Origin of the sequence: Streptomyces cylindrosporus (assembly GCF_022698165.1) — a bacterium.
Taxonomy (GTDB): Bacteria; Actinomycetota; Actinomycetes; order Streptomycetales; family Streptomycetaceae; genus Streptomyces; species Streptomyces cylindrosporus.
The window spans coordinates 113,274-137,246 of sequence record NZ_JALDAY010000017.1 but is presented as its reverse complement, the minus strand read 5'-3'; the positions used below and the strand labels follow the sequence as shown (position 1 = coordinate 137,246).

Sequence of the window (23,973 nt, the reverse complement as noted above, 5' to 3'; positions counted from 1 at the left end):
GTCGGTACGACGTCACTACGGGCAGCACTCTGCCCCGGCGCGCGCCCCACGTCGAGAGCATCCGCTCTTGGACATTCGGACGGCTGTTGTTGGACTTTTCGAGGGGTGCAAGTCGGCCACGGCGCCCTGACCCGCAGGTCATCCGATCACTCGCTCAACTCCCGTCCGATCGCGCCCCATTGACAGGCCTCTGGGCTCGCTCAATCATCAAACCTCCGATGAATTGGGAGCCGCTCATGAGCATGAGTCCGTATCCAAGACGTCAGGTACTGGGTGCCGCGGCGGGAGTCGCCGCCGCGGCCGCCCTTCCCCTCGCCACGGCACACCCGGCGCGCGCCGCCGAACGGCCGGTGTCCCCCTGGGTCCCCGTCCCCGACCCGCTTCCCGTCCCGCTCGACGGCCTGTACGACAACGACGGCATCGACACCGCCGACGCCCGGGGCGGCGACTTCGACGGCTCCGGCTACACGTTCCCGGGCGAGGAACTCCCCGCCGGCCGCGTCGAGGTCGACGGCGTCCCCTTCCTCTTCCCGGCCTCGACGGCCGGCGCGAAGAACAACGTTGTCGCGCTCGGCCAACGCATCGACCTGCCCCAGGGGCGCTATCTGTCGGCCGTGTTCCTCACCGCCGGGAGTTACGGCGACGCCTCCGGCACGGCCACCGTCCACTACGCCGACGGTACGACCACCACCGCCGGCCTCGGCGGCGCCGACTGGTACTCGGCGGGCGGGTCGCTGTCGGCTCCGTACCGCTACCGGCCGGACGGCACCAAGGACGAGCACAGCGTCGGGATCGGCACCGCGGAGGTGTGGACCGACCCGCAGCGCGAAGCCGTCGCCGTGACCCTGCCGGTCACCGACCCGGCCGAGGCCGGGAAGACCTCGCTGCACGTCTTCGCGCTCACCCTCCAACCCGTGGCCCAGGGACGGGCGTTGGCCCTGCGCGACGCCCACTCCACGAGCTCCCTCCTCGAAGGCAGCGGCGCCCAGAGCGTCGAGGCGACCGTCGTCAACGCGGGCACCGTCGTGATCCTCGCCGCCGACGAGGTGTCCGTACGCGTCGACGTCCCCGGCGCCCGCACGGTCGAGCCCGCGCGCGTCCGCCGCCTCGACCCCGGCGAGCAGGCCCGCGTCCGCGTCGGCATCCGCAACCGCGCGGGCACGGCACCCGGCACGGCGCAGGACGGTTCGGTCTCCGTGGTCGGCCGAGGCTCCCAAGTGACCTCCAGCAAGCGCACGTTGACCCTCGGCACCGCCGACTACCGGCCCACCGAGGCCTCGTTGGCCGGTCACCAGGCGCCCTACTGGTTCCAGGGCGCCAAGTTCGGCATCTTCATCCACTGGGGCGTGTACTCCGTACCCGCCTGGGCGCCCGTCGGCACGCAGTACGCCGAGTGGTACTGGGACCAGATGCAGGACCCGAGCAACCCCACATACGCCCACCACCGGGACACCTACGGCGCGGACTTCGCGTACGACGACTTCATCCCGCGCTTCACCGCTGAGAAGTTCGACCCGCGGGCGTGGGTGGAGCTGTTCCGGGACGCGGGCGCCCAGTACCACGTGCTGACGTCCAAGCACCACGAGGGCTTCGCGCTGTGGGACACCAAGGTCTCCGACCGCAACGCCGTGCGGCTCGGACCGAAGCGGGACCTGGTCAGGGAGCTGTTCGACGCCTCCCGGCGGTACGCGCCCGAACTCCACCGCGGGCTCTACTTCTCGATGCCCGAGTGGTTCAACCCCGACAACCCCTGGATGGGCCACGCCCCGCGCAATCCCTACACCCTGGAGCCGGTCCCGTACACCGGATACACCGCGGGCAAGGACTATGTGAGGGACTATCAGGCCCCGCAGATGCTCGAACTGGTCCACGGCTACGACCCCGAGATCATCTGGTGCGACATCGGCGGCGTGAACGACAGCCTCCATGTCCTCGCCGAGTACTTCAACCACGCCAAGAACCGGGCCCGCCCGGTGGACGTGACGGTCAACAACCGTGCGGGCATCGCCTTCCACGACTTCACGACGCCCGAGTACACGACGTACGAGAACACGGTCGTCGCGAAGTGGGAGTCCAGCCGGGGGCTCGATCCCTTCAGCTACGGCTACAACGCCGCGACCCCGGACGACGCCTACATGACGGCCGACGAGGTCGTGCACAGCCTCGTCGACATCGTCTCCAAGAACGGCAACTTCCTGCTCGACATCGGCCCGCGCGCCGACGGCACCATCGCACAGGTCATGCAGACCCGGCTGCGCGAGGTGGGCGCCTGGCTCGAGGTCAACGGCGAGGCGATCTACGACACCACCTACTGGTCGCGCATGGCCCAGCTCGGCGAGGACCTGCGGTTCACGGTCCGCCCCGGCGAGGCCTTCTACATCCACTCCCTGAGCAGGCCGGGGGCCAAGGTCACCGTCGAGGCGCCGGTGCCGGTCCGGGCCGGCGACAAGGTGACCCTGCTCGGCCACGACCGGCCGCTGACCTGGACGGTCGGCAAGGGAGCCCTGGTGATCGACGTACCCGAGACGGCCCGGAAGACGGGACAGCACGTGTGGGTGTTCAAGGTGGAGTGGCATGGGTGAGCCGAGAAGGAGACTCCTGAGGCTGCTCGGCGTCACGGCGGCGCTGACGCTGCTGGTGGCGCCGGTGCGGGCGGTCGCGCAGGAGCAGCGGGATGCGGTGGTGCCGGTGACGGTGCCCGCGCTGGCCAACTGGACTGCGGAGCAGGGGAGTTACGTCTACGGCAAGAGCACCCGGCTCGTCGCAGACAGCCCTGCCGAACGGCGGGTCGCCGACACGCTCGCCGGGGATCTGCGGGCCGCGGGGCACGGGATCGTGCCGGTTGTCGGCGGTCCGGCCCGCAACGGCGACATCGTGATCGACGTACAGGCCTCCCGCGGCTCCCTGGGCGCCGAGGGCTACCGACTCGACTCCGGCAGGCGGCTGTCAGTGACCGGTGCCACCGAGACCGGCGCCTTCTACGGCACCCGCACCGTCCTGCAACTCCTCGCGCGGGGCGACCGCGTCCCCGCCGGGCGCACGGTCGACGTGCCGCGCTACAAGGAGCGGGGCGTCGGGGTGTGCGCCTGCTACATCCACATCACGCTGCCCTGGCTGGAGAACCTCGTCCGGGAGATGGCGTATGACAAGCTCAACCAGCTGCTCGTCGAGCTGAAGGTGAAGAGCGACACCCACCCCGAGGCGAACACCTGGGGCTACTACACCAAGGACGAGATACGGCGGCTCGTCGCGCTCGGCGCCAGGTACCACGTCGAGATCATCCCGGAGATCAACTCCCCTGGCCACATGGACCCCTGGATCGAGAACCGCCCCGATCTGCAGCTGACCGACTCCGACGGCAACAAGCAGACGGCACGGCTCGACGTCACCCGGCAGGCGGCGTTCGACTACTACACCAGCCTGATGGACGAGTACGCGCAGGTCTTCACCGCGAAGTCCTGGCACATGGGCGCCGACGAGTACATGCTCGGCTCGGACTACTCCAAGTACCCGCAGATGCTCCAGTACGCCCGGGAGAAGTACGGTTCGAACGCCACCCCGCAGGACGCGTACGTCGACTTCATCAACCGCGTGCAGGCCTACGCGGCGGGCAAGGGCAAGAGGCTGCGCATCTGGAACGACGGGCTGACCGGCGCCAACACCGTGCCGGTGGCGGCCGGTACGACCGTCGAGCACTGGCTGGACGTGGCCGTGAAGCCGAGCCGGCTCATCGCCCAGGGCTACCCGTTGATGAACGCCGCCTACTCGCTCTACCTCATCCGCGGCGGCTTCCACTCCGACACCGGGTCGCTGTACGACCAGAGCTGGGACCCGCGGAGCTTCGACGGTGAGAAGGTCGCCTCCAGCAAGGGCATCACCGGAGCGAAGATCAGCCTCTGGCCGGACAACGGCCGCGGCGAGACCGAGAACGAGGTCGCCGTCGGACTCTGGCCCGCCCTGCGGCACATCGCCCAGGCGACCTGGGGCGACCCGCATCCGGACGCGACCTACGCCGAGTTCACCGCGCGCGGCACGACCGTCGGGCATGCGCCCGGTTGGCGGGACCTCGCGCAACTCCCGGTGGCCCAGGGGGCGTACACCTTCCAGGCCGGTGGTGTCTCCTTCGACGCCGAGGTGAGCCGCACGGCCGACGGATACGCGGCCCTCAAGACGTCCGAGGGCTGTCTGGAGGTGACCGGCGGCAGGCTCACGCTCAACGTGCCGCTGCAGCCCGGCGTCGAACTCGACCGGGCGGCCTGCGACACCTCGAACACCTTGCAGCGCTGGCAGTTGGAGCCGGTCGCGGGTGGCTACCGCCTCGTCAACGCCATCACGCAGATGGCGGTGGACGTGACCGACGACGGCCGGCTCGTGCAGTACCCGCCGGACCAGCACACCCCCGCCGTGTGGCAGCTGACCGCCCACTGACCCGAGGAAGCACACGCCATGGCACTGTCCAGACGCCTCTTCGTCGCCTCGGCCGCCGCGACGGTCTCCGCCCTCGCCTCGACCGGCTTCCCGGCCGCGGCCGCATCCGGAGCCCCTCACCCGGCCGACGACCGCTCCCTGATCCCCGTGAGCCCCGACGACACCCCCGAAGAACTCGTCCGCAAGGCCTCCCAGGTCCGGCCCACCGCACGGCAGATCGCCTGGCAGCGGCTCGGGCGAACAGCCTTCCTGCACTTCGGGGTGAACACCTTCACCGGCCTCGAATGGGGCACCGGCGACGAGGACCCGAACGTCTTCCAGCCCACCGGCCTCGACACCGACCAGTGGGCTCGGGCCCTGCTCGACGGCGGCTTCAGGCTCGCCATCCTCACCGTCAAGCACCACGACGGCTTCGTCCTCTACCCGTCCCGATACACCAATCACTCGGTGGCGTCCAGCAGTTGGCGCGGCGGCCACGGCGACGTCCTGCGCTCCTTCGCCGACTCCATGCGCGGCCACGGCATCAAGGTCGGCGTGTACATCTCGCCCGCCGACGAGAACCAGTACCTGCACGGCGTGTACGCCAACGGCAGCGCCCGCGTCCCGCACACCGTCCCCACCCTGGTGGACGGCGACGACCGCAGCCCGGACCGCTTCCACACGCTGGACGCCACCGACTACGGCGCGCACATGCTCAACACGCTGTACGAGGTGCTCACCGAGTACGGGCCCGTCGACGAGGTGTGGTTCGACGGCGCCCAGGGCCACATCCCGCCGGACAAGGTGGAGCAGTACGACTGGGACAGCTGGTACACGCTCGTCCGCTCCCTCGCCCCGGACGCGGCGATCGCCGTCACCGGCCCGGACGTCCGCTGGGTCGGCAACGAGGGCGGCACGGCGCGGGAGAACGAGTGGAGCGTCCTGCCGGTCAAGGAGAACCAGTACGGCCGTACGGACTGGGCGCTGTCGTACGACACCCCGGACGAGGGCAGTCGCAGCGCGCTCGTCGCCGCCCAGCCGAAGACCGACTACCTCCAGTGGTGGCCGGCCGAGTGCGATGTGTCGATCCGGGACGGCTGGTTCTATCATGCGGACCAACTGCCCAAGTCTGTCGACCAGTTGACGGAGATCTACTTCGGCTCGGTCGGCCGGAACTCGGTGCTGCTGCTGAACGTGCCGCCGGACACGGACGGCTTGCTGCACGCCACCGACGTCACCCGGCTGCGCGAGTTCCGGGAGCGGATCGAGCGCGAGCTGCCCGCCGACCTGGCCCGCGGCGCCCGGGTCACCGAGGCGGCCGGCACCCGGACCGTCGACCTGGGCGCGGTCCGTGAGGTGGACCGCGTCCGGCTCGCCGAGGACATCCGGTACGGACAGCAGGTCGAGGGCTTCGTGGTGGAGGCCTTCGTGGGCGGTGCCTGGAGCCGGGTCGCGGCGGCGGGCACGATGGGCGCGAGCCGCATCCTGCTGCTCGACAGTCCGGTACGGTCGCGCAGGTGGCGGCTGCGGGTGACGGCGGCGCGGGCCGCCGTACACATCGAAGAGTTCGCGCTGTTCCGGTCCGCGGGCTGACGGGGGCCCGAAGCGGGGCGGTCACCAGGGCGTCGGCGATCTGGTGACCGCCCCTTCCGGTCAGACCGGTTGGGCCTGTTCCTGCCGGCTCCGCGGTGTCGCGGCGGCGGGTCCGCGGGCCAGGAACAGGGCGGCCGCGATGATCCACAGCCCGGCGACCATGAAGGCGAAGAATCCCACCCACGGAATGAAGACGGCCACACCGACGACGATTCCGGCCCAGCCCAGCCAGCCCGGCAACGGAATTCCGGAGCGGGCCGTGCCCAGGCCGGCCGCGATCAGCATGATGCCGATTCCGGCGACGAAGGGAATGAAGAAGTCCTCGCTGATGGCATTCATCGCGTTGAACGCCTCGCCGCCGACCTGGCGTTTGTCGGAGGCGTCGACCAGCGCGAGGGACAGGCTGGAGGCGGTCCAGAACCCGACGGCCGACAGGATGCCCCCGGCGAAGGCGACTTGGGGCAGCCAGCCATGGAAGTCCACCTCGGCGAGGCTGTGCCGGAGGCTGCCCGCGAAGAACACCAGGAGCGCGCCGGCCAGGATCAGCAGGTAGAGGGCGACGGCGAGCCGGGTGTCGTGCTGGTGGTAGTACAGCTTGACCCTGGGGCCGGGATCCCCGATGTCCGGTGTCGAACCGCCCAGTGCGAAGGAGACCACGATCAGAATGACGGCCGCAATGCCGGTGAATGGACCGAGGCGCATGGGAGACCTCCGATCCGGTGAATCCGGATAACTCCCTTCAGGTTTTCACGCAACCCGGGCACCGGCAACTCCACCGGAATGCGGCCGCGAATGCCGTCACGAATTGCGCTCACGGTGCCGGCGAATGCGCCAGACGACGAGGGCCACGATCACCAGCAGGGCCGCGACCAGCGCGAGGGTGCGGCCGACGAGGCTCTCGGCGCGTTCGTAGGCGGCGCCCGCCGCATAGCCGAGGACGACGTTGCCGACACCCCACAGCAGCCCGCCGAGCGCGTTGTAGAGCAGGAAGCGGCGGTACGGCATCTCCGAGGCGCCCGCCATCGCCGGGACGAAGGAGCGGAGGAAGGCGATGAAACGCCCCACGAACACGGCGGCCGGACCGCGCCGCCGGACGAGGTCGCGCGCCTTCTCCACCCGGTGGGCGCGCCGGCGGTCGCCGATGAGCCGTGGCTCCAGGCGCCGGCCGATCTCGTAGCCCACGCCGTCCCCGGCGATCGCCGCGAGGACGACGGCGACCGACAGCCAGACCGGGTCGACGACGCCCTGGCGGGCCAGCACCCCGCCGACGATCACCGCGGTCTCGCCGGGCAGGACGAACCCGAAGAAGAACGCGTCCTCGGCGAAGACCAGGGCCGCGACCACGACGTACACCACGGGCCCCGACAACTCGGAGAGCCAGTGGGTGAGGGCGCTCATCCGCGGACTCCCTTCCGGCAGGCCTCCGACGGGTACCCCGCTAGCGCGAAGCCGTGCCCTCGTCCTCGTCCTTGGCCGGGCGGCGCAGCAGGATGTTGATCGCGGTCATGGTCAGGACCGGCCGGCCGTGCTGGTCGAGAACCTCGATCCCAGTGTGGACGACTCCGCGGTCGGGCTTGGAGCGGGAGGGGCGCGCCTCGCGGACGGTGGTCCGCAGCGACAGGCTGTCACCGGGCCGCACCGGCCGTACCCAGCGCAGTTCGTCGACGCCGGGGGAGGCGAGGCTCGCGCAGCGACTGACGTAGTGGTCGGCGTACATCCGCATCATCACGCCGCAGGTGTGCCAGCCGCTGGCGATCAGGCCGCCGAACGGACCCTGCCGTGCCGCCCGCGGATCGGTGTGGATGCTCTGCGGATCGAACTCGCCGGCGAAGCGGAGGATGTCCTCCTCGGTCATCGTGACGCTGCCGTACTCGTAGACCGAGCCCGGTACGTAGTCCTCGAACCAGCGGTCCTCGACGGGGACCGCGAAGTCCGACTCGCTCAGCGTGGTGGTCACTGTTCCCATTCGCGGCACGATAGCCGCCGGGCGCCCCCGCCGACGGCTCAGGTCTCGGCGAGGACCTGTTCCAGGAAGGGCACGGAGTCCGCGGCCGACAGCGCCACCAGGCTCAGGCGGTCCATGACCGCGAGGTAGTGGTCGACCTCCTCCGGCTTGTCCAGGTAGAGCGCGCTGGAGAGCTGCTCCAGGTAGACGATGTCCGGCAGGTCGGGCACCGGGAAGCGCAGCACGGTGATCGGGCCGCCGGCCGCCGCGTGCCCGCCGACGTGGAAGGGCAGTACCTGGAGGGTGACGTTCGGCAGGGCCGCCGCCTCGACAAGACGCTTCAGCTGCTCGCGCATCACCTCGGCGCCGCCGAGCGGGCGGCGCAGGGCCGCCTCGTCCACCACGACCCACAGCTTCGGCGAGTCGGGCCGGGACAGCAGCGCCTGCCGGGTCATCCGCAGCTCGACCCGGCGCTGGACCGCCTCCGCCGTGGTGACGCCGTGGCCGAGCCGGATGACCGCCTCGGCGTAGGCGGGGGTCTGCAACAGGCCCGGGACGAACTGGACTTCGTAGGTACGGATGAGGGAGGCGGCCTCCTCCAGGCCCAGATGCTGCTCGAACCAGCTCGGGAAGGCGTCCCCGTACGCCCGCCACCAGCCGGGTGCGTTGGCCCGCCGTACCGAGTCCAGCAACTCCTGTCGTACGTCCGGGTCCTGGACGCCGTACAGCGTCAGCAGGTCGGCCACGTCACGGACCTTGAAGCCGACGCGGCCCAGCTCCATGCGGCAGAGCTTGGCGTCCGAGGCGCGTATCGAGGCGGCGGCCGCCTCGCGGCTGATGTCGAGGGACTCGCGCAGCCGGCGCAGCCTCGTGCCGAGCATGATGCGCTGCACCGTGGGCCCGCCGTGCCCGAGGCCGACGAACTCGGGGGCAGGGGAAGCGTGTTCGGGTCGAACTGCCGTCATGGTCATCCCCTCGGACCGCCGCCGCACCGGCTCCCGTTGAATGATGTCGGGACTTGACAGGAGAGTAGCACCGCGGAGTCGTACGGCCGCGGGGTGTGAAAATGCCGGAGGGCGACGGCCACAGGCCGACGCCCTCGGGCGGTCCGCGGGTGTGCCTGACCTCAGCGGCCGGGGAGTAGGCCGTCGAAGTCGCCGTCCTTCACACCGCGGACGAAGGCGGAGATCTCGGCGCCGGTGTAGACGAGTGCCGGACCTTCGGGGTGACGGGAGTTGCGCACGGCGACGCTGCCGTCCGGGAGTGCGGCCAGCTCGACGCAGTTGCCCTCGGGGTTGCTGTGGTGGCTCTTGCGCCAGTCCACTCCGGTCAGCTCCGTCGCCGGCATGCCGTTGCGCACGTGCTGCATCTGAGGCCTCTTCGGGATCAACTCGCATGACAGACACTGCAGTTGCTACGAGAACGACACTACCAAGATCGTCTGCAATTGCAGCGGTAATTGCGTTTTTCAGTCCTTGCGGCCGATCCCGCAGATCGCGTCCACGTCGGAGGGGGAGCGGCCGACGTCGACGGGCTCGGGGTGCCACTGCGAGGTGGGGACGATGCCGGGTTCGACGAGTTCGAGGCCGTCGAAGTAGGCCCCGATCCGGTCGGGTGAGCGCAGGTGGTACGAGCTGGCGGAGTTGGCGTTGTACACCGCGATGGCCTGGTTGAGCGCCTCGTTGGTGTCGGTGCCGTCGGCCAGCGCGAGGTAGCTGCCCGGCGGCAGCCCTTCGAGGTAGCGCGCCACCAGGGCCCAGGGGTCGTCGGAGTCCGGGATCTGGCCCAGGATGCCGAGCATGGTGAGCGCCACGGGCTTGCCGAAGTCCAGTGTCCGCGCGGCCGCTTCGAGAATCCGCTCCGGGTCGCGCACGTCGGCGTCCAGATAGTCGCAGGTGCCCTCCGGTGTGCTGGTGAGCAGCGCCTCGGCGTGCACCAGCACCAGCGGGTCGTTGTCGACGTACACGATCCGGCTCTCGGGCGCGACCCGCTGGGCCACCTCGTGGGTGTTGTCGACGGTGGGCAGGCCGGTGCCGATGTCGAGGAACTGGCGGATCCCCGCGTCGGCGGCCAGATAGCGCACGGCCCGGACGAGGAAGCGCCGTTGGAGCCGGGCGAGCAGGGCGATGTCCGGGAACATCTGGAGGATCATCTCGCCGGCCTGGCGGTCGGCGGCGTAGTTGTCCTTGCCGCCGAGCAGGAAGTTCCACACGCGCGCGGAGTGGGGCTGGTCCAGCTGCAGCCGGTCGGCCAGCGGGTCTTCGGAAGTCATGGGGAAAGCGTCACATGAAGTGCTGTGCGGTGTCCGGCCGTTCGGCGCGCAGGCGCAGCGCGTCCTGGCCCGGCGGCAGCCCGAAGTGGCGGCGGTACTCACGGCTGAACTGGGAGGCGCTGTCGTAGCCGACCGCGAACCCGACGGCCGAGACGTCCTCGGTGCTGCTCATCAGCAGCAGCCGGGCCTCCTGGAGCCGGATCTGCTTCTGGTACTGGATCGGCGTCATCGTGGTCAGCGCCCGGAAGTGCCGGTGGAACGGGGACAGGCTCATCCCGGACATCCGGGCGAGGTCCTCGACGCGCAGCGCCTGGGCGTAGTGGTCGCGGATCCAGCGCAGGGCGTGGCCGATCTGGGTGAGCCGGCTGTCGGCCAGCCCGATCTGCCGTACCAGGTCGCCCTGTTGACCGTTGATCAGCCGCCAGAGGATCTCCCGCTCGATCATCGGCGCGAGCACCGGCAGGTCGGCGGGCGCTTCGAGCAGCCGGATCAGGCGCACGAAGGCGTCGATCAGCTCGCCGGGCGCGTCGCTCACCGTCAGCCCGGACACCGTGCCCCTGCCGCCGCGCCCCGAGCCCGTCTCCAGCAGCAGCGAGGCGATCGCGGCCGGCCGCAGCGCGATCCCCGCCCCGAGCATCGGCCGCTCGGCACTCGCCTGCGTGACATGCCCGGTGACCGGCAGCCCGAGCGGCACGACCAGATACCGGCCGGCTCCGTAGTCGTAGACCCGGTCCCCGAGGACGAGCCGCTTCGAGCCCTGCGCGACGAGCGCCACCACGGGATCGGCGATCCCGGCCTGCGGCGCTGTGGGGCGCTCCTGGGCGGAGAACATCAGCCAGTCGACGGCGGTGGGCCGCGCCGCGTGCCGGGCGATCAGGGTGCGCAGTTCATCCAGGGACACCCTCCGATTGAAGACCGCGGACGAATTCCGCGCAATCGCCGTCCGCGCGAAATCGACAGGATCGTGCAAGAGCCCGGTGGGATCGCACTAACGGCTGCGCTGGTCAGGCTGCTTTCCTCGAAGCGTGACCTTTCCGGCGCATCTCCGAAGGAGCATTTCATGACACTCGACTCTTACGTCGGCCTCGGCCGGTCCGGGCTCAAGGTCAGCCCGTTCTGTCTCGGCGCGATGAACTTCGGCGAGGACGGCGGCTTCGGCTGCTCCGTCGAGGAGTCCGAGAAGATCCTCCAGGCCTACCTCGACCGCGGGGGCAACTTCGTCGACACCGCGAACTTCTACACCAACGGCCACTCCGAGGCGATCCTCGGCGACTTCCTCGCCGCCCGCCCCGGACTGCGCGACCGACTGGTCCTGGCCACCAAGTTCTACGGCAACCTCCACCTCGGCGACCCCAACGGCGGCGGCGCGAGCCGCAAGGCGATCGTCGGGCAGCTGGAGGACTCCCTGCGGCGGCTGCGGACCGACTACGTCGACCTGTACTGGCTGCACAACTACGACTGGGCCACTCCGATCGAGGAGACCTTGCGCACCCTGGACGACCTCGTGACCGCGGGAAAGATCCGTTACGTCGGCTTCTCCGACACGCCCGCCTGGTTCACCGCCAAGGCCCACACCACCGCCCTGCTGCGCGGCTGGACCCCGGTGACCGCGCTGCAGATGGAGTACTCCCTGCTGGAGCGCACCATCGAGGGCGAGCTGGTCCCGCTCGCCCAGGACGCGGGGATGGGCGTACTGCCGTGGAGCCCGCTGAAGAGCGGCTATCTGTCGGGCAAGTACCGCCGGGGCCAGGCCGGTCCCGCGGACGCCAGGCGGTCGGCCGTCCTCGGGCAGCCCACCGACGCCCAGTTCACCGTGATCGAGGCGCTCGCGGCCGTCGCCGAGGAGGCCGGTGCGACCCCGGCGGCCGTGGCGCTGGCCTGGGTGCAGAATCGTCCCGGCGTCAGCTCCACGATCATCGGCCCGCGCACCCTGGACCACCTGGAGGCCAACCTCGCGGGGCTCGACGTCCGGCTCACCCCCGAGCAGACGGCGAGGCTGGACGAGGTGTCGGCGCCGACGCTGAACTTCCCCTACGACCTCAACCGCAATGTGGGCGCCATGCTCAAGTACGCGGGCGCCACGGTCGACGGCGAGCCGAGCCTCGTGTATCCGCCGCTCCTGGAGAGCACGGCACGCTACTGAGTCACCCCCGCCGCGCGACCCCGGTGCTGTCCCGCACGATCACCCGCGGCACCGGCACCCGTACCGTCCGCGCGGGCCCGCCGTCCACCAGCGCGGTCAGCTCCCTGGCCGCCGTACGCCCGAACTCCACGCTGTCCCGGGACAGGGCGGACAGCCAGGGCTTGACCATGCGGCACAGGGCCGAGTCCTCCCAGGCCAGCACGGACACGTCGGCCGGTACGGAGAAGCCCAGTTCGGCCGCGGTGGCCACACCGGCCACGGCCATCACGTCGTTGTCGTAGATCAGGGCCGTCGGGGGAGCGGACCGCCCCAGGACCCGGCGGGTGACCGCCGCGCTCTCCGCGTCCGAGTAGTTGGTGGTCACCGACTCCACCTCGGCGAGGCCCCGCCGTCCGGCCTCGGCGCGCAGGGTGCGGATACGGCGTTCGGTGTGGGCCAGGCCCGGCAGGCCGGCGATGTGCACGATCCGGCGGTGGCCGAGCGCGTACAGCTCGTCGACCACCGAGGCCATCGCGCCCGCGTCGTCCGCCCACACCGTCGACAGCCCGGGGTGGCGCTCGTCGGGCGCGCCGCCGATCACCACGGCGGGCAGGCCGAGTTCGTCGAGGAGGTCGGGGCGCGGGTCGTCGGTGCGCGGGTCCACGACCAGGACACCGTCGACCCGGTGCTCGGCCCACCAGCGCCGGTAGACCGCGCACTCGTCGTCGACGTCCTCCACCACCTGGAAGAGCAGGCCGAGATGACGCTCCGCCAGCACCTCCTGGATGCCGGAGACGAGCTGGAGGAAGAAGGAGTCCACGCCGAGGGTGTCGGCGGGCCGGGCCAGCACGAAGCCGACGGTCGCCGCGCCCTCGCCGGACAGCTGCCGCGCCGCCGCGCTGGGCCGCCAGCCCAGCTGCTCGGCGGCCCGGCGCACCCGGTCGCGGGTCTCCTCGGACACGCCCGGGCGGCCGTTGAGCGCGAAGGAGACCGCGCTCTGGGAGACGCCGGCGTGCCGGGCCACGTCCTTCATCGTCGGCCGGCGGGCCGGTGATCGCTTGTCCGACATGGGTCTCCCATTTCTGCCGAGCTGTTCCGGGCCAGTGTGCACTAATGCGCTTAAGTTCGGCCAACCTAAAGCGTATTAGTCACTAATGAAATTAGCTCTGCGAGAGCCATTGACGGGCCTGTGAAACGGCGTGCAGGGTCTGCCTCGTTGGTCGACTCCCCTGCAAAGGAGGCCGGTTCGCCGTGTCCGTTTTCCGCAGAGCCCTAGCCGTCGCCGCCGTCTGTGCCGTCCTGCTGCCGCTGAGCGCCTGCGGCTCGGGAGACGACTCGGGCGGCTCGACCGACGCCTCCGGCAAGGTCGAGGGCGACATCACGTTCCAGACCTGGAACCTGCGCGCCAACTTCAAGGACTACTTCGAGGGCGTCATCGCCGAGTTCGAGAAGAAGTACCCGGACACCCACGTCAAGTGGATCGACCAGCCCGCCGAGGGCTACGCCGACAAGATCAGCGCCGACGCCGCCGGCGGTACCCTCCCGGACGTCGTCAACGTCTCCCCGGACCTGGTCGCCCCGCTCGCCAAGGCGGGCCTCGCGCTCGACCTCGACAAGGCCGCCGCGAAGTACAAGAAGGAGTACCTCGCCGGCGCCTGGGCGAGCCACCGGATACCGGGCATGACCGGCACGTACGCCTTCCCCTGGTACCTCAACACCGGGCCGCTCTTCTACAACAAGTCCCTGTTCAAGGAAGCCGGCCTCGACCCCGACCAGCCGCCGAAGACGTACGACGACCTGTTCGCCGACGCCCTCCGGATGGCGAAGGAGAGCGACGGCAAGGTCGCCACCCTCGCCAACGTGCCCACCATCGAGGACTTCGGCCGCTACGGCGTCGAGCTGATGAACAAGGAGGGCACCGCCTTCGCCTTCAACGACGCGAAGGGCGTCAAACTCCTCACCAAGTACAAGGAGTTGTACGACGCCAAGGCCCTCGACCCGCAGGCGCTCACCGCCACCCCCGAGTCCTCCGGCAAGAAGTTCCTCACCGAGGCCGTCGCCATGAACCCCGGCAGCGCCCTCGACCTGGACAACTTCAAGAAGCAGGCGCCGAACCTGTACAAGAACATCGGCATCACCGACCAGATCACCAGCACCGGCCACGTCAACATGTACGTGATGGGCGTCATGGTCAACTCCAAGACCAAGCACACCCCGGCCTCGGTCGCCTTCGCGCACTTCGTCACCGACGCCGAGCACCAGATGTCCTTCGCGAAGAAGGTCGCCATCTTCCCGAGCACCGCCGGCTCGCTGGACGACCCGTACTTCACCAAGGAGGACGGCACCGACGAGACCCGGGTGCGGATCGCCGCCGCCAAGTCCCTGAAGAACGCGGTCAATTACACGCCCGTGCTGTTCAGCGAGCAGATGAAGACCGCGCTGCGCAACGAGGTGGCGAAGGCCCTGCAGGGCAAGGAGAGCCCCAAGGCGGCTCTCGACAACGCTGTCAAGCAGTGCGACACGCTGCTCCAGCAGCAGGGTTAGGCACGGAGATGGTCTCGTCCACCGTCACCGGGGTGCGGCGCGCGGAGAGCGTCGGGCGCGTGCGCCGCGTCCGGCGCCAACTGCCCACCAGCCCCTGGCTGTTCGCCGCCCCCGGACTGCTGATCACCGGCGCGTTCATCCTCTACCCCTTCGTCTCCACGCTGGTGAACGCCTTCACCGACCGGCGGACCCTGATCCCCGGCGAGTTCGTCGGGCTCGCCAACTTCCGCGAGCTGCTGCACGACGACATGTTCTGGATCGGCCTGCGCAACAGCACCCTGTACGTCCTCGGGGTCGTCCCGGCGCTGGTGATCCTGCCGCTGCTGCTCGCGCTGCTCGTGCAGAAGAACATCCCCGGCATCACCTTCTTCCGCTCCGCCTTCTACACCCCGGTCGTCGCCTCGATCGTCGTGGTCGGGCTGATCTGGGTGTGGCTCCTCGACGAACGCGGCCTGATCAACTCCCTGCTGGAGACGGTCGGTATCGGCCGGGTCGGCTTCCTCAGCGACCAGTGGCTGCTCCTGCTGAGCGCCATGGCCGTGACGGTCTGGAAGGGCCTCGGCTACTACATGATCATTTACCTGGCGGCGCTGGCGAACGTGCCGCGCGAGCTGCACGAGGCCGCGGCCGTGGACGGGGCGGGAGCGGTGCGCCGGTTCCTGACCGTCACGGTGCCCGCCGTCCGCTCGACCATGGCACTGGTGGGCGCGCTGTCCTCGGTGGCGGCCTTCAAGGTGTTCTCCGAGGTGTACCTGATGGCCGGCCCCAGCGGCGGACCGGCGGGCGAGGACACCACCCTCGTGATGCTCGTCCAGCGCACCGGCACCGGCCTGACCGGACGGGTCGGCTACGCGTCGGCGATCTCCGTGGTCGTCTTCGTCGTCACCGTCGCGCTGATGCTGCTCGTACTGCGGACCGACCGGAGGGGCGAGTCATGAGGGCGGTGCGGACGCGTGAACTGGTGCTGCGCTACGTCCTGTTGCTCGCCGTACTCGCCCTGACCGCGGGCCCGTTCCTGTGGCAGCTGTCGACCTCGCTGAAGGGCCCGACGGAGGACATCTTCAGCTCGCCGCCCAAGTTCCTGCCCAGCCACCCCACCCTGCACAACTACGAGCGGGTCGCCGACACCATCCCGGTGTGGGACTACGCCCTCAACTCCCTGAAGGTCGCCACCGCCAACGTCGTCACCAACTGCGTCGGCTCGGCCCTCGCCGGGTACGCCCTGGCCCGGCTGCGCTACCGGGGCCGCCGCGTGACCACGCTGGTCTTCGTCCTGGCGATGCTCGTGCCCGTGGAGGGCATCATCATCGCCCAGTTCACGACCATGCGGGAACTCGGCCTCAACAACACCCTCATCGGCGTCGTCCTGCCGGGCTCCATCGGCGCCATGAACGTGCTGCTGATGCGCAACGCCTTCCTCAACCTGCCCTACGAGATCGAGGAGGCGGCCTACGTCGACGGCGCCAACGCCTGGCAGCGGTTCCTGCGCATCGCGCTGCCGTCGGTACGGGGGACCGTGGCCGTCGTCGCGATCTTCGCCTTCATGGGCGCCTGGGACGACTTCCTGTGGCCGCTGATCGTGCTCAGCGACCCCTCCAAGTTCACCCTGACCATCGGCCTCAACTACCTGCACGGCACCTTCGCCAACGACGAACGCCTGGTCGCGGCGGGCACGGTCATCGCCGTGGCACCGCTGATCGCCCTCTTCGCCTGTCTGCAGCGGTACTTCTTCCGCGGGGTGGGCGAGGGAGCGGTCAAGGGCTGACCGCCGTCTACGAGTTCAAGGACACCGCATGCCTGCTGCCGTGCGCTTCGGCGTCAACTACACCCCCAGCGAAGGGTGGTTCCACCACTGGCTCGACTTCGACCTCGACGCGGTACGGGCCGACCTCGACTCCATCGCCGCGCTCGGCCTCGACCACGTCCGGGTCTTCCCGCTGTGGCCGTACTTCCAGCCCAACCGGACGCTGATCCGGCCGCGCGCGGTCGAGCAGCTCGTCGCGCTGGCGGACGCGGCCGCCGAGCGCGGGCTCGACGTCAACGTCGACGGTCTGCAAGGGCACTTGAGCAGCTTCGACTTCCTGCCGGCGTGGACCCGCACCTGGCACCGGCGCAACCTCTTCACCGACCCCGAGGTGATCGAGGGCCAGGCGGCCTACCTGCGCACCCTCGCCGCCGCCCTCGCCGACCGGCCCAACTTCCTCGGCATGACCCTCGGCAACGAGGTCAACCAGTTCTCCGCGGGCCCGCACCCCGACCCCGACCGGGCGTCCGAGGCGCAGATCGACGCCTGGCTGGAGCGCATGCTGGCCGCCTGCGAGGAGGGCGCCCCCGGCAGGCTGCACCTGCACGCCGAGTACGACGCGACCTGGTACCAGGACGACATGCCGTTCACCCCGGCCCAGGCCGCCCGGCAGGGCGCGGTCACCGCCGTGCACTCCTGGGTCTTCAACGGCACCGCCCAGCGCCACGGCCGTACCTCCGTCCCGACCGAACACCACGCCGCGTACCTCGTCGAACTGAGCAAGGCCTGGTCCGACGACCCGCACCGCCCCGTCTGGCTCCAGGAGGTCGGCGCGCCCGCCCCGCTGATCCCGCCCGAGCACGCCGCCGCCTTCACCGCGGCGACCGTCGCGAACGCCCTGGACTGCCCCGACCTGTGGGGCGTGACCTGGTGGTGCTCGCACGACGTGGCCCGGGACCTCGCCGACTTCCCCGAACTCGAGTACGGGCTCGGCCTGTTGACCAACGACCGGCGCCCCAAGGACACGGCACGGGTGCTGGCGGAGGCGGCCGGGCGGACGCACGTTCCGGCCGCGCACCGGACCGTTGCCCTGGTCGTGCCGGACGATCCGGCGGCGCGCTCCCGCTGCGCCCCCGGCGGCCCGGTCTTCGACGCCTACTTCCGGCTGGCCGCCGACGGCGCCCGGCCCACGACCGTCCTGGACACCCGCGCGGACGACAAGGACCACCTCGCCGCGCGCGGCATCACCGAAGTCGTCACTCCCGAACAGGTACTCCCCACCCCACAAGGAGGCACCAGCTCGTGAACCCCACCAGACGCACCGTCCTGCTCGCCGGCGCGGCGGCCGCGCTCCTGCCGCCGCTGCCCGCCTTCGCCGCGGCCCCGAAGGCCGACGCCGCCGCCACCCCGCCGTACGCCTCCTACTGGTACCCGGACTCGCTGCCGTCCGGGACGCCGGGCTCCGGCATCACCTGGCGCAGCCTGAAGACCTGGACGGCCGCCGGTGACGCGGACCTCGCCTTCAACGCCGCGTCCGTGCCGCTCGCGCCCCGCTTCACCCCGACGCCGGTGAACACCACCGCCCGGTCCGGGCAGGCCCGTGTCCAGTCGCTGGTCTCCTTCGGGCCGACGTCGAGCAACCCGTCGCAGGGGTCGGCGAGCGCCGACTACTACGCCTTCACGCACTGGGGGTACGTGGACGAGCTGGTGTTCTGGGGCGGGTCGGCGGGGGAGGGGCTGATCCTCGCGCCGAACGCGCCGATCGTCGACGCCGCCCACCGGCACGGGGTGCCGGTCCTCGGGAACATCTTCCTGCCGCCGACCGCGTACGGCGGCCAGCTGCAGTGGACGCGGGACCTGGTGCAGAAGGACTCCGCCGGGCACTACCCGCTCGCCGCCCAACTGGTCGCCGTCGCCGCCGCGTACGGCTTCGACGGCTGGTTCGTCAACGCCGAGACCGGGGGCGGGAACGCCGCGCTCGGCGCCGACATGCTCGGCTTCGTCAAAGAGCTGAAGTCCCTGGCCGGCGCGCGGGGGCAGCGGGTGACCTGGTACGACGCGATGACCGTGAACGGGAGCGTCAGCTGGCAGGGAGCGCTCGACAGCCAGAACCAGGCGTTCTTCCAGGCGGCCGACGACATGTTCGTCGACTTCCGGTGGAGTACGGCGTCGCTCGCCTCCTCCGGGACGACGGCCGACCAACTGGGGCGCAGCCGCTACGAGTTGTGGGCGGGCGTCGACGTCGAGTCCAACGGGTCCGACACGAGTGTGAGCTGGGACGCGATCGTGCCGAGCAGCAAGGCGCACGTCACCTCGATCGGCTTCTACCGGCCGGAGTGGACCCGCAACCACCTGCCCGCCTCCCGGACACCCGGCGACTTCCACGCCGCCGACCAGCGCTTCTGGACCGGAAGGTCGCTGGACCCCTCGCGCCCGGACGCGAGCGACCCCTGGCGGGCGCCCGCCGTGTCCGTGGCCGACCGGTCCACGGTCGGCTCGCTGCCGTTCGGGACCGTGTTCAACACGGGGCATGGGCTGCGCTGGTACGAGGACGGGGTGGTCACCTCGGACGCGCCCTGGAACCACCTCGGACTCCAGGACCGGCTGCCGTCGCGGCAATGGGTGGTGCGGACGGACGGGGAGCGGCCGGCTGTTTCCTTCGACTTCGCGGACGCGTGGCGGGGCGGCAGCAGTGTGCTGGTGGACGGTGAACTGGACCAGCCGGCGGTCGTGGAGCTGTACGCGACACAGCTGCCGGTCGGTGTGAACACGGTTGTCCAGCTCACGCACCGGACGGACGAGGGGAGCGTGAACGTCGAGCTGGCCGTGGCCACCGTGGAGCCGGGTTCGCCCGGGGCGACACCGTCGTACACCTATCTGCCTGTGAACTCGGTCGACGAGTGGGAGACGGTGACTGTGCCGCTCACGGGGGTGGGGGCCGGGGGTCTGCGGAGGGTGGGGGTTCGGCTTACGGGGGCCGGTGGGGCGGTGCGGTGGCGGCTCGGCGGGCTGGTGATATGTGACATAGCACTGTCCCCCGAAGCCCCCACCGACCTTCGCGTCACCGCGGCCACCGCCGGCGACCTCCGCTTCGCCTGGAGCGCCGCCCCCGGCCCCGTCCGCCACTACGAGCTGCACCGCCTCCTCCCCGACGGCACCCGGCGCTTCCTCGGCGGCACCGGTCAGCAGGCCTTCTTCGTGGCCGGCCTCCAGCCCGAGCAGGGTGAGCGGGCCGCGCGGTTCGAGCTGCGGTCCGTGGGGGAGCTGTACGACACCTCGGATCCCGTCACCGTGACCCACACCTGGTAACCGTCCGCGACCCACCCCCGGCAACCGTCCGCCACCAGCCTTGGAGCACCCCGCATGCATGACGACCGCAGCCTGGTCGAAGCCCGTCTCAAGCGCGTTCTCGACGAGCGCATCCGCCCCGCCGTGTACCCGCGGTCCGTGCCGCTGGAGGTCGCGGTGTGGCATGCCCCCGGCGAGCCGGTGCCCGTGGCGGAGGGGCTTGCGGCCGAGCCCGAGCCGATCGCGGTCGGCGCCCGGTGGGGTGCTCCCTGGGGCACCAGCTGGTTCCGGGTGACCGGAAGAGTCCCCGAGGAGTGGGCCGGGAAGACCGTCGAGGCGATCCTCGACCTCGGCTTCGACGAGAACATGCCCGGCTTCCAGTGCGAGGGCCTGGTCTACCGGCCCGACGGCACGCCGGTGAAGGGCCTCAACCCACGCAACCAGTGGGTGCGGATCGGCGCGCCCGTCGAGGGCGGCGAGGAGGTGCGCCTGCACGTCGAAGCCGCCTCCAATCCCGTCATCCTCGACTACCACCCCTTCCTGCCCACGCGGTTGGGCGACAAGGAGACCGCCGGCAGTGAACCCCAGTACACGCTCACCCGCATGGACCTCGCCGTCTTCGACGAGCAGGTGTGGCAGCTGGTGATCGACCTGGAGGTGCTCGGCGAGCTGATGGCCGAGCTGCCGGTGGAGTCGGCGCGCCGGTGGGAGATCCTGCGGGCGGTGGAGAAGGCGCTCGACGCGGTCGACCTGCAGGACGTCAACGGCACGGCGGACGCGGCCCGTTCGCATCTCGCGGGCGTCCTGTCCGCGCCCGCCGTCCCTTCCGCGCACCGCATCAGCGCCGTCGGCCACGCGCACATCGACTCGGCGTGGCTGTGGCCGCTGCGCGAGACGGTCCGCAAGGTGGCGCGCACGACCTCCAACATGACCGCGCTGCTGGAGGACGAGCCCGAGTTCGTGTTCGCCATGTCCCAGGCCCAGCAGTGGGCGTGGGTGAAGGAGCACCGGCCCGAGGTGTGGGCGCGGGTGAAGAAGGCGGTGGCGGACGGGCGGTTCGTGCCGGCCGGCGGGATGTGGGTGGAGTCGGACACCAACATGCCGGGCTCGGAGGCGATGGCCCGTCAGTTCGTGCACGGAAAGCGGTTCTTCCTCGACGAGTTCGGCATCGAGAACGACGAGGCCTGGCTCCCGGACACCTTCGGCTTCGCCGCGGGGCTGCCGCAGATCATCCGGGCGGCGGGCTCCAAGTGGCTGCTGACGCAGAAGATCTCCTGGTCGCAGACGAACAAGTTCCCGCACCACACCTTCCGTTGGGAGGGCATCGACGGCACCCGGATCTTCACGCACTTCCCGCCCGTCGACACCTACAACTGCTCCATGAAGGGCGGCGAGATCGCCCACGCGGCGGGCAACTTCAAGGACAAGGGAGTCGCCAGGCACTCCCTCGCCCCCACCGGCTGGGGCGACGGAGGCGGCGGCACGACCCGCGAGATGGTCGCCAAGGCGGCCCGGCTGCGGGACCTGGAGGGCTCGGCCACCGTCGTCTGGGAGACGCCCGGGGAGTTCTTCGCGAAGGCCGAGGCCGAGTATCCCGAACCGCCCGTCTGGGTCGGCGAGCTCTACCTAGAACTCCACCGCGCCACCCTGACCAGTCAGGCGAGGACCAAGCAGGGCAACCGCCGCAGCGAACACCTCCTGCGCGAGGCCGAACTCTGGGCGGCGACGGCCGCCGTACGCACCGGATTCCCCTACCCCTACGAGGAGTTGGACCGCATCTGGAAGACGGTGCTGCTGCACCAGTTCCACGACATCCTGCCGGGCTCCTCCATCGCATGGGTCCACCGCGAGGCGCGGGCGACCTACGAGCGCCTCGCCGCCGAGCTGAACGCCATCATCGACGCGGCCCAGCGTGCTCTGGCCGGGGAGGGATCGACGCCGCTCGTCTTCAACTCGGCTCCGCATGCGCGGGGCGGGGTGGCGGCGGGCGGCGCGGGCACCTCGGCCGTCGAGGGCGAGACGGCACTCGTGCCTCGCGCGGGCGGCGGTTTCGTGCTGCACAACAGCCTGCTCAGAGTGGAGATCGACGGGCACGGTCTCGTCGTGTCGGTCCACGACATCGCCGCCGACCGCGAGACCATCGCCCCCGGGCGGGCCGCCAACCTGCTCCAGCTGCACCCGGACTTCCCGAACATGTGGGACGCCTGGGACGTCGACGAGTTCTACCGCAACACCGTCACCGACCTGACGGACGCCGACGAGGTGACCGCCGGCGAGGACGGGGCGTCGGTGCGGATCGTCCGTACCTTCGGTGCGTCACGTGTCACGCAGGTGTTGTCGCTGCCGCCGGAGGAGCGGCGGCTGGTGCTGGACACCGAGGTGGACTGGCACGAGACGGAGAAGTTCCTCAAGCTCGCCTTCCCGCTCGACGTGCACGCCGAACGGTACGCGTCCGAGACCCAGTTCGGGCACTTCCACCGGCCCACGCACACCAACACCTCCTGGGAGGCGGCCAAGTTCGAGGCCTGCAACCACCGCTTCGTCCACCTCGGGGAACCCGGCTGGGGCGTGGCGGTCGTCAACGACTCGACCTACGGCCACGACGTCACCCGCACGGTCCGCACGGACGGCGACCGCGGTACGACCACCACGGTCCGGGTGTCCCTGCTGCGCGCCCCGCGCTTCCCCGACCCCGAGACCGACCAGGGCGTCCACCGCTTCCGGCACGCCCTGGTCCCCGGTGCGGGCATCGGCGACGCGGTGCGCGAGGGATGGCGGATCAACCTTCCGGAACGACGCCTCACCGGCGGCGGCGAGGTCGCTCCGCTGGTGACGGTCGATCAGGAAGCCGTGGTGGTGACGGCGTTGAAGCTCGCGGACGACGGCAGCGGCGACGTGGTGGTCCGCTTCCATGAGGCGCACGGCGGACGGGCCAAGGCGGTACTGACGGCCGGCTTCGAGGTGGCCGAGGTGACGGTCACCGACCTGCTGGAGCGCCCGTGGGCCGAGTCGGCCACGCCGGAGCGCGACGGCAACCGCATCGCCGTACGACTGCGTCCTTTCGAGCTGGTGACGCTGAGGCTGCGGCGGGCCTAGCCGGCTCTCGGCGTCACCGTGCGTCCGGCACGCCGGCGAGCGCGGCGAGGCGGAGGTTCGTCTCGTCCGCGCTGCCGGGCACGGCGCTCATGATCACGATCTTGAGGTCGGAGTCGCCGTCGGTCAGGACGTCGCAGTCGACCGTGACCGGTCCCACCGAGGGGTGCTCGATCGTCTTGTGGTCCTCGCGGTGGCCGGCCACCGTGCCGCTCGCCCACAGTTCGGCGAACCGCGCGTTGCCTGCGGCCAGTTGGCGGATCAGCTGTGCCAGGCGCGGGTCGTGCGGGAAGCGGCCGGTGGCCCGGCGCAGGTCGGAGACGACGGCGGCGTCGGTGGTGTCCGGGTCGAGCTCGGTCACCGGCCACCGCGCCAGGCGGGGCGGGCCCGCGTCCAGGGGGAACCTGTCGCGGGCGAAGTTGCGCAGGTGCGCCGGCGAGGAGGAGGGGTCGCCCAGCAGAGCGGCCCAGCCGCGGTTCCACCACACCAGCTGCCAGTCGGCCGCGAACACGGCGACCGCGACGTCCGCGAGCCGGCTGAGGACGCGTTGGACACCGGGGGTGATGTGACCCGAGATCGTGCCGTCCGCGGGCGGGGCGAGGTGGGCCAGGCGGTAGAGGTGGTCACGCTCGGCGGCGGACAGCTGGAGCGCGCGGGCCAGGGACGCCACGACCTGCGCGGAGGGAGTCGTCGCCCGCCCCTGTTCCAAGCGTACGACGTAGTCCACCGACACGCCCGCGAGCTCGGCGAGCTCCTCGCGGCGCAGACCGGCCGCGCGGCGGGTCCGGCCGACCGGCAGCGCGGCGGCGGACGGGTGCAGCCGGTCACGCCAGGTGCGGATCGTCGCGCCGAGCTCGGCACCGGGGGGCGTCGTCATGGTGTCCATCGTCCTGCACCGGAGGCGTGGGCGGGTGGTACTGCTTTTCCTACCGTCGAGCCGTCCCTGGCCCGGATGTCGTCGGGCG

Annotated in this window: 19 protein-coding genes; 10 read left to right on the top strand and 9 right to left on the bottom strand. The window is 70.8% G+C overall.

What is annotated here, in order from left to right:
- The first annotated feature begins 242 nt into the window (after positions 1-242).
- Genes MQP27_RS44000 through MQP27_RS43990 form a run of 3 tightly spaced genes read left to right on the top strand, consistent with a single transcriptional unit; the run spans position 243 to position 6,000 of the window.
- Positions 243-2,582: an alpha-L-fucosidase gene (locus MQP27_RS44000; RefSeq protein ID WP_242776495.1), complete on the top strand. Its 2,340-nt coding sequence runs from the start codon at positions 243-245 to the stop codon at positions 2,580-2,582.
- Positions 2,575-4,428: a glycoside hydrolase family 20 protein gene (locus MQP27_RS43995; protein WP_242776307.1), complete on the top strand. Its 1,854-nt coding sequence runs from the start codon at positions 2,575-2,577 to the stop codon at positions 4,426-4,428. The genes MQP27_RS44000 and MQP27_RS43995 overlap by 8 nt, the downstream gene beginning before the upstream one ends.
- A gap of 18 nt (positions 4,429-4,446) precedes the next feature.
- Positions 4,447-6,000 carry an alpha-L-fucosidase gene (locus tag MQP27_RS43990; protein WP_242776305.1) on the top strand — a complete coding sequence of 518 codons (1,554 nt, stop codon included), beginning with the start codon at positions 4,447-4,449 and terminating at the stop codon, positions 5,998-6,000.
- A 60-nt stretch (positions 6,001-6,060) separates the two neighbouring features.
- On the opposite strand, the gene MQP27_RS43985 is transcribed toward MQP27_RS43990, so the two are convergent.
- The 7 genes from MQP27_RS43985 to MQP27_RS43955 form a co-directional block, all read right to left on the bottom strand.
- Entirely contained in the window at positions 6,061-6,702 is a 642-nt protein-coding gene (locus MQP27_RS43985; RefSeq protein WP_242776303.1) for a hypothetical protein, read from the bottom strand.
- Between the two features lie 96 nt (positions 6,703-6,798).
- Positions 6,799-7,398 carry a DedA family protein gene (locus MQP27_RS43980; protein WP_242776301.1) on the bottom strand — a complete coding sequence of 200 codons (600 nt, stop codon included), beginning with the start codon at positions 7,396-7,398 and terminating at the stop codon, positions 6,799-6,801.
- 40 nt (positions 7,399-7,438) lie between these two features.
- Positions 7,439-7,966 (bottom strand): MaoC family dehydratase, encoded by a 528-nt coding sequence (locus tag MQP27_RS43975; protein ID WP_242776299.1) that lies wholly within the window; start codon positions 7,964-7,966, stop codon positions 7,439-7,441.
- Positions 7,967-8,004: 38 nt separating this feature from the next.
- Complete coding sequence (locus tag MQP27_RS43970) at positions 8,005-8,910, bottom strand: Sco1979 family transcriptional regulator (protein ID WP_242776297.1); 906 nt, start codon at positions 8,908-8,910, stop codon at positions 8,005-8,007.
- 161 nt (positions 8,911-9,071) lie between these two features.
- On the bottom strand, positions 9,072-9,314 hold the full coding sequence (locus MQP27_RS43965) for a DUF397 domain-containing protein (protein ID WP_242776295.1): 243 nt from the start codon (positions 9,312-9,314) through the stop codon (positions 9,072-9,074).
- A 99-nt stretch (positions 9,315-9,413) separates the two neighbouring features.
- Positions 9,414-10,217 (bottom strand): SAM-dependent methyltransferase, encoded by an 804-nt coding sequence (locus tag MQP27_RS43960; RefSeq protein ID WP_242776293.1) that lies wholly within the window; start codon positions 10,215-10,217, stop codon positions 9,414-9,416.
- A 10-nt stretch (positions 10,218-10,227) separates the two neighbouring features.
- Positions 10,228-11,118 carry an AraC family transcriptional regulator gene (locus tag MQP27_RS43955; RefSeq protein WP_242776291.1) on the bottom strand — a complete coding sequence of 297 codons (891 nt, stop codon included), beginning with the start codon at positions 11,116-11,118 and terminating at the stop codon, positions 10,228-10,230.
- A gap of 159 nt (positions 11,119-11,277) precedes the next feature.
- On the opposite strand from MQP27_RS43955, the gene MQP27_RS43950 reads away from it, so the two are divergent.
- Positions 11,278-12,360: an aldo/keto reductase gene (locus MQP27_RS43950; RefSeq protein WP_242776289.1), complete on the top strand. Its 1,083-nt coding sequence runs from the start codon at positions 11,278-11,280 to the stop codon at positions 12,358-12,360.
- 1 nt (position 12,361) lies between these two features.
- Here MQP27_RS43950 and MQP27_RS43945 read toward each other — a convergent pair whose 3' ends face one another.
- Positions 12,362-13,408: a LacI family DNA-binding transcriptional regulator gene (locus MQP27_RS43945; protein WP_242776287.1), complete on the bottom strand. Its 1,047-nt coding sequence runs from the start codon at positions 13,406-13,408 to the stop codon at positions 12,362-12,364.
- 182 nt (positions 13,409-13,590) lie between these two features.
- Between MQP27_RS43945 and MQP27_RS43940 the strand changes: the two genes are divergently transcribed.
- Genes MQP27_RS43940 through MQP27_RS43915 form a run of 6 tightly spaced genes read left to right on the top strand, consistent with a single transcriptional unit; the run spans position 13,591 to position 23,011 of the window.
- On the top strand, positions 13,591-14,883 hold the full coding sequence (locus MQP27_RS43940; RefSeq protein WP_242776285.1) for an ABC transporter substrate-binding protein: 1,293 nt from the start codon (positions 13,591-13,593) through the stop codon (positions 14,881-14,883).
- Between the two features lie 8 nt (positions 14,884-14,891).
- A complete protein-coding gene (locus MQP27_RS43935; RefSeq protein WP_242776283.1) occupies positions 14,892-15,821 on the top strand; it encodes a carbohydrate ABC transporter permease in 930 nt (309 codons plus the stop codon).
- Positions 15,818-16,648 (top strand): carbohydrate ABC transporter permease, encoded by an 831-nt coding sequence (locus MQP27_RS43930; RefSeq protein WP_242776281.1) that lies wholly within the window; start codon positions 15,818-15,820, stop codon positions 16,646-16,648. The genes MQP27_RS43935 and MQP27_RS43930 overlap by 4 nt, the downstream gene beginning before the upstream one ends.
- A gap of 28 nt (positions 16,649-16,676) precedes the next feature.
- Positions 16,677-17,933, top strand: a complete 1,257-nt coding sequence (locus MQP27_RS43925) for a glycoside hydrolase 5 family protein (protein ID WP_242776279.1) — start codon at positions 16,677-16,679, stop codon at positions 17,931-17,933.
- A complete protein-coding gene (locus MQP27_RS43920; RefSeq protein WP_242776277.1) occupies positions 17,930-19,936 on the top strand; it encodes an endo-beta-N-acetylglucosaminidase in 2,007 nt (668 codons plus the stop codon). The genes MQP27_RS43925 and MQP27_RS43920 overlap by 4 nt, the downstream gene beginning before the upstream one ends.
- A gap of 54 nt (positions 19,937-19,990) precedes the next feature.
- Entirely contained in the window at positions 19,991-23,011 is a 3,021-nt protein-coding gene (locus MQP27_RS43915; RefSeq protein ID WP_242776275.1) for an alpha-mannosidase, read from the top strand.
- Between the two features lie 13 nt (positions 23,012-23,024).
- Here the strand turns inward: MQP27_RS43915 and MQP27_RS43910 are convergent, their stop codons facing one another.
- Positions 23,025-23,894, bottom strand: a complete 870-nt coding sequence (locus MQP27_RS43910) for a helix-turn-helix transcriptional regulator (protein WP_242776273.1) — start codon at positions 23,892-23,894, stop codon at positions 23,025-23,027.
- Positions 23,895-23,973 lie beyond the last annotated feature (79 nt).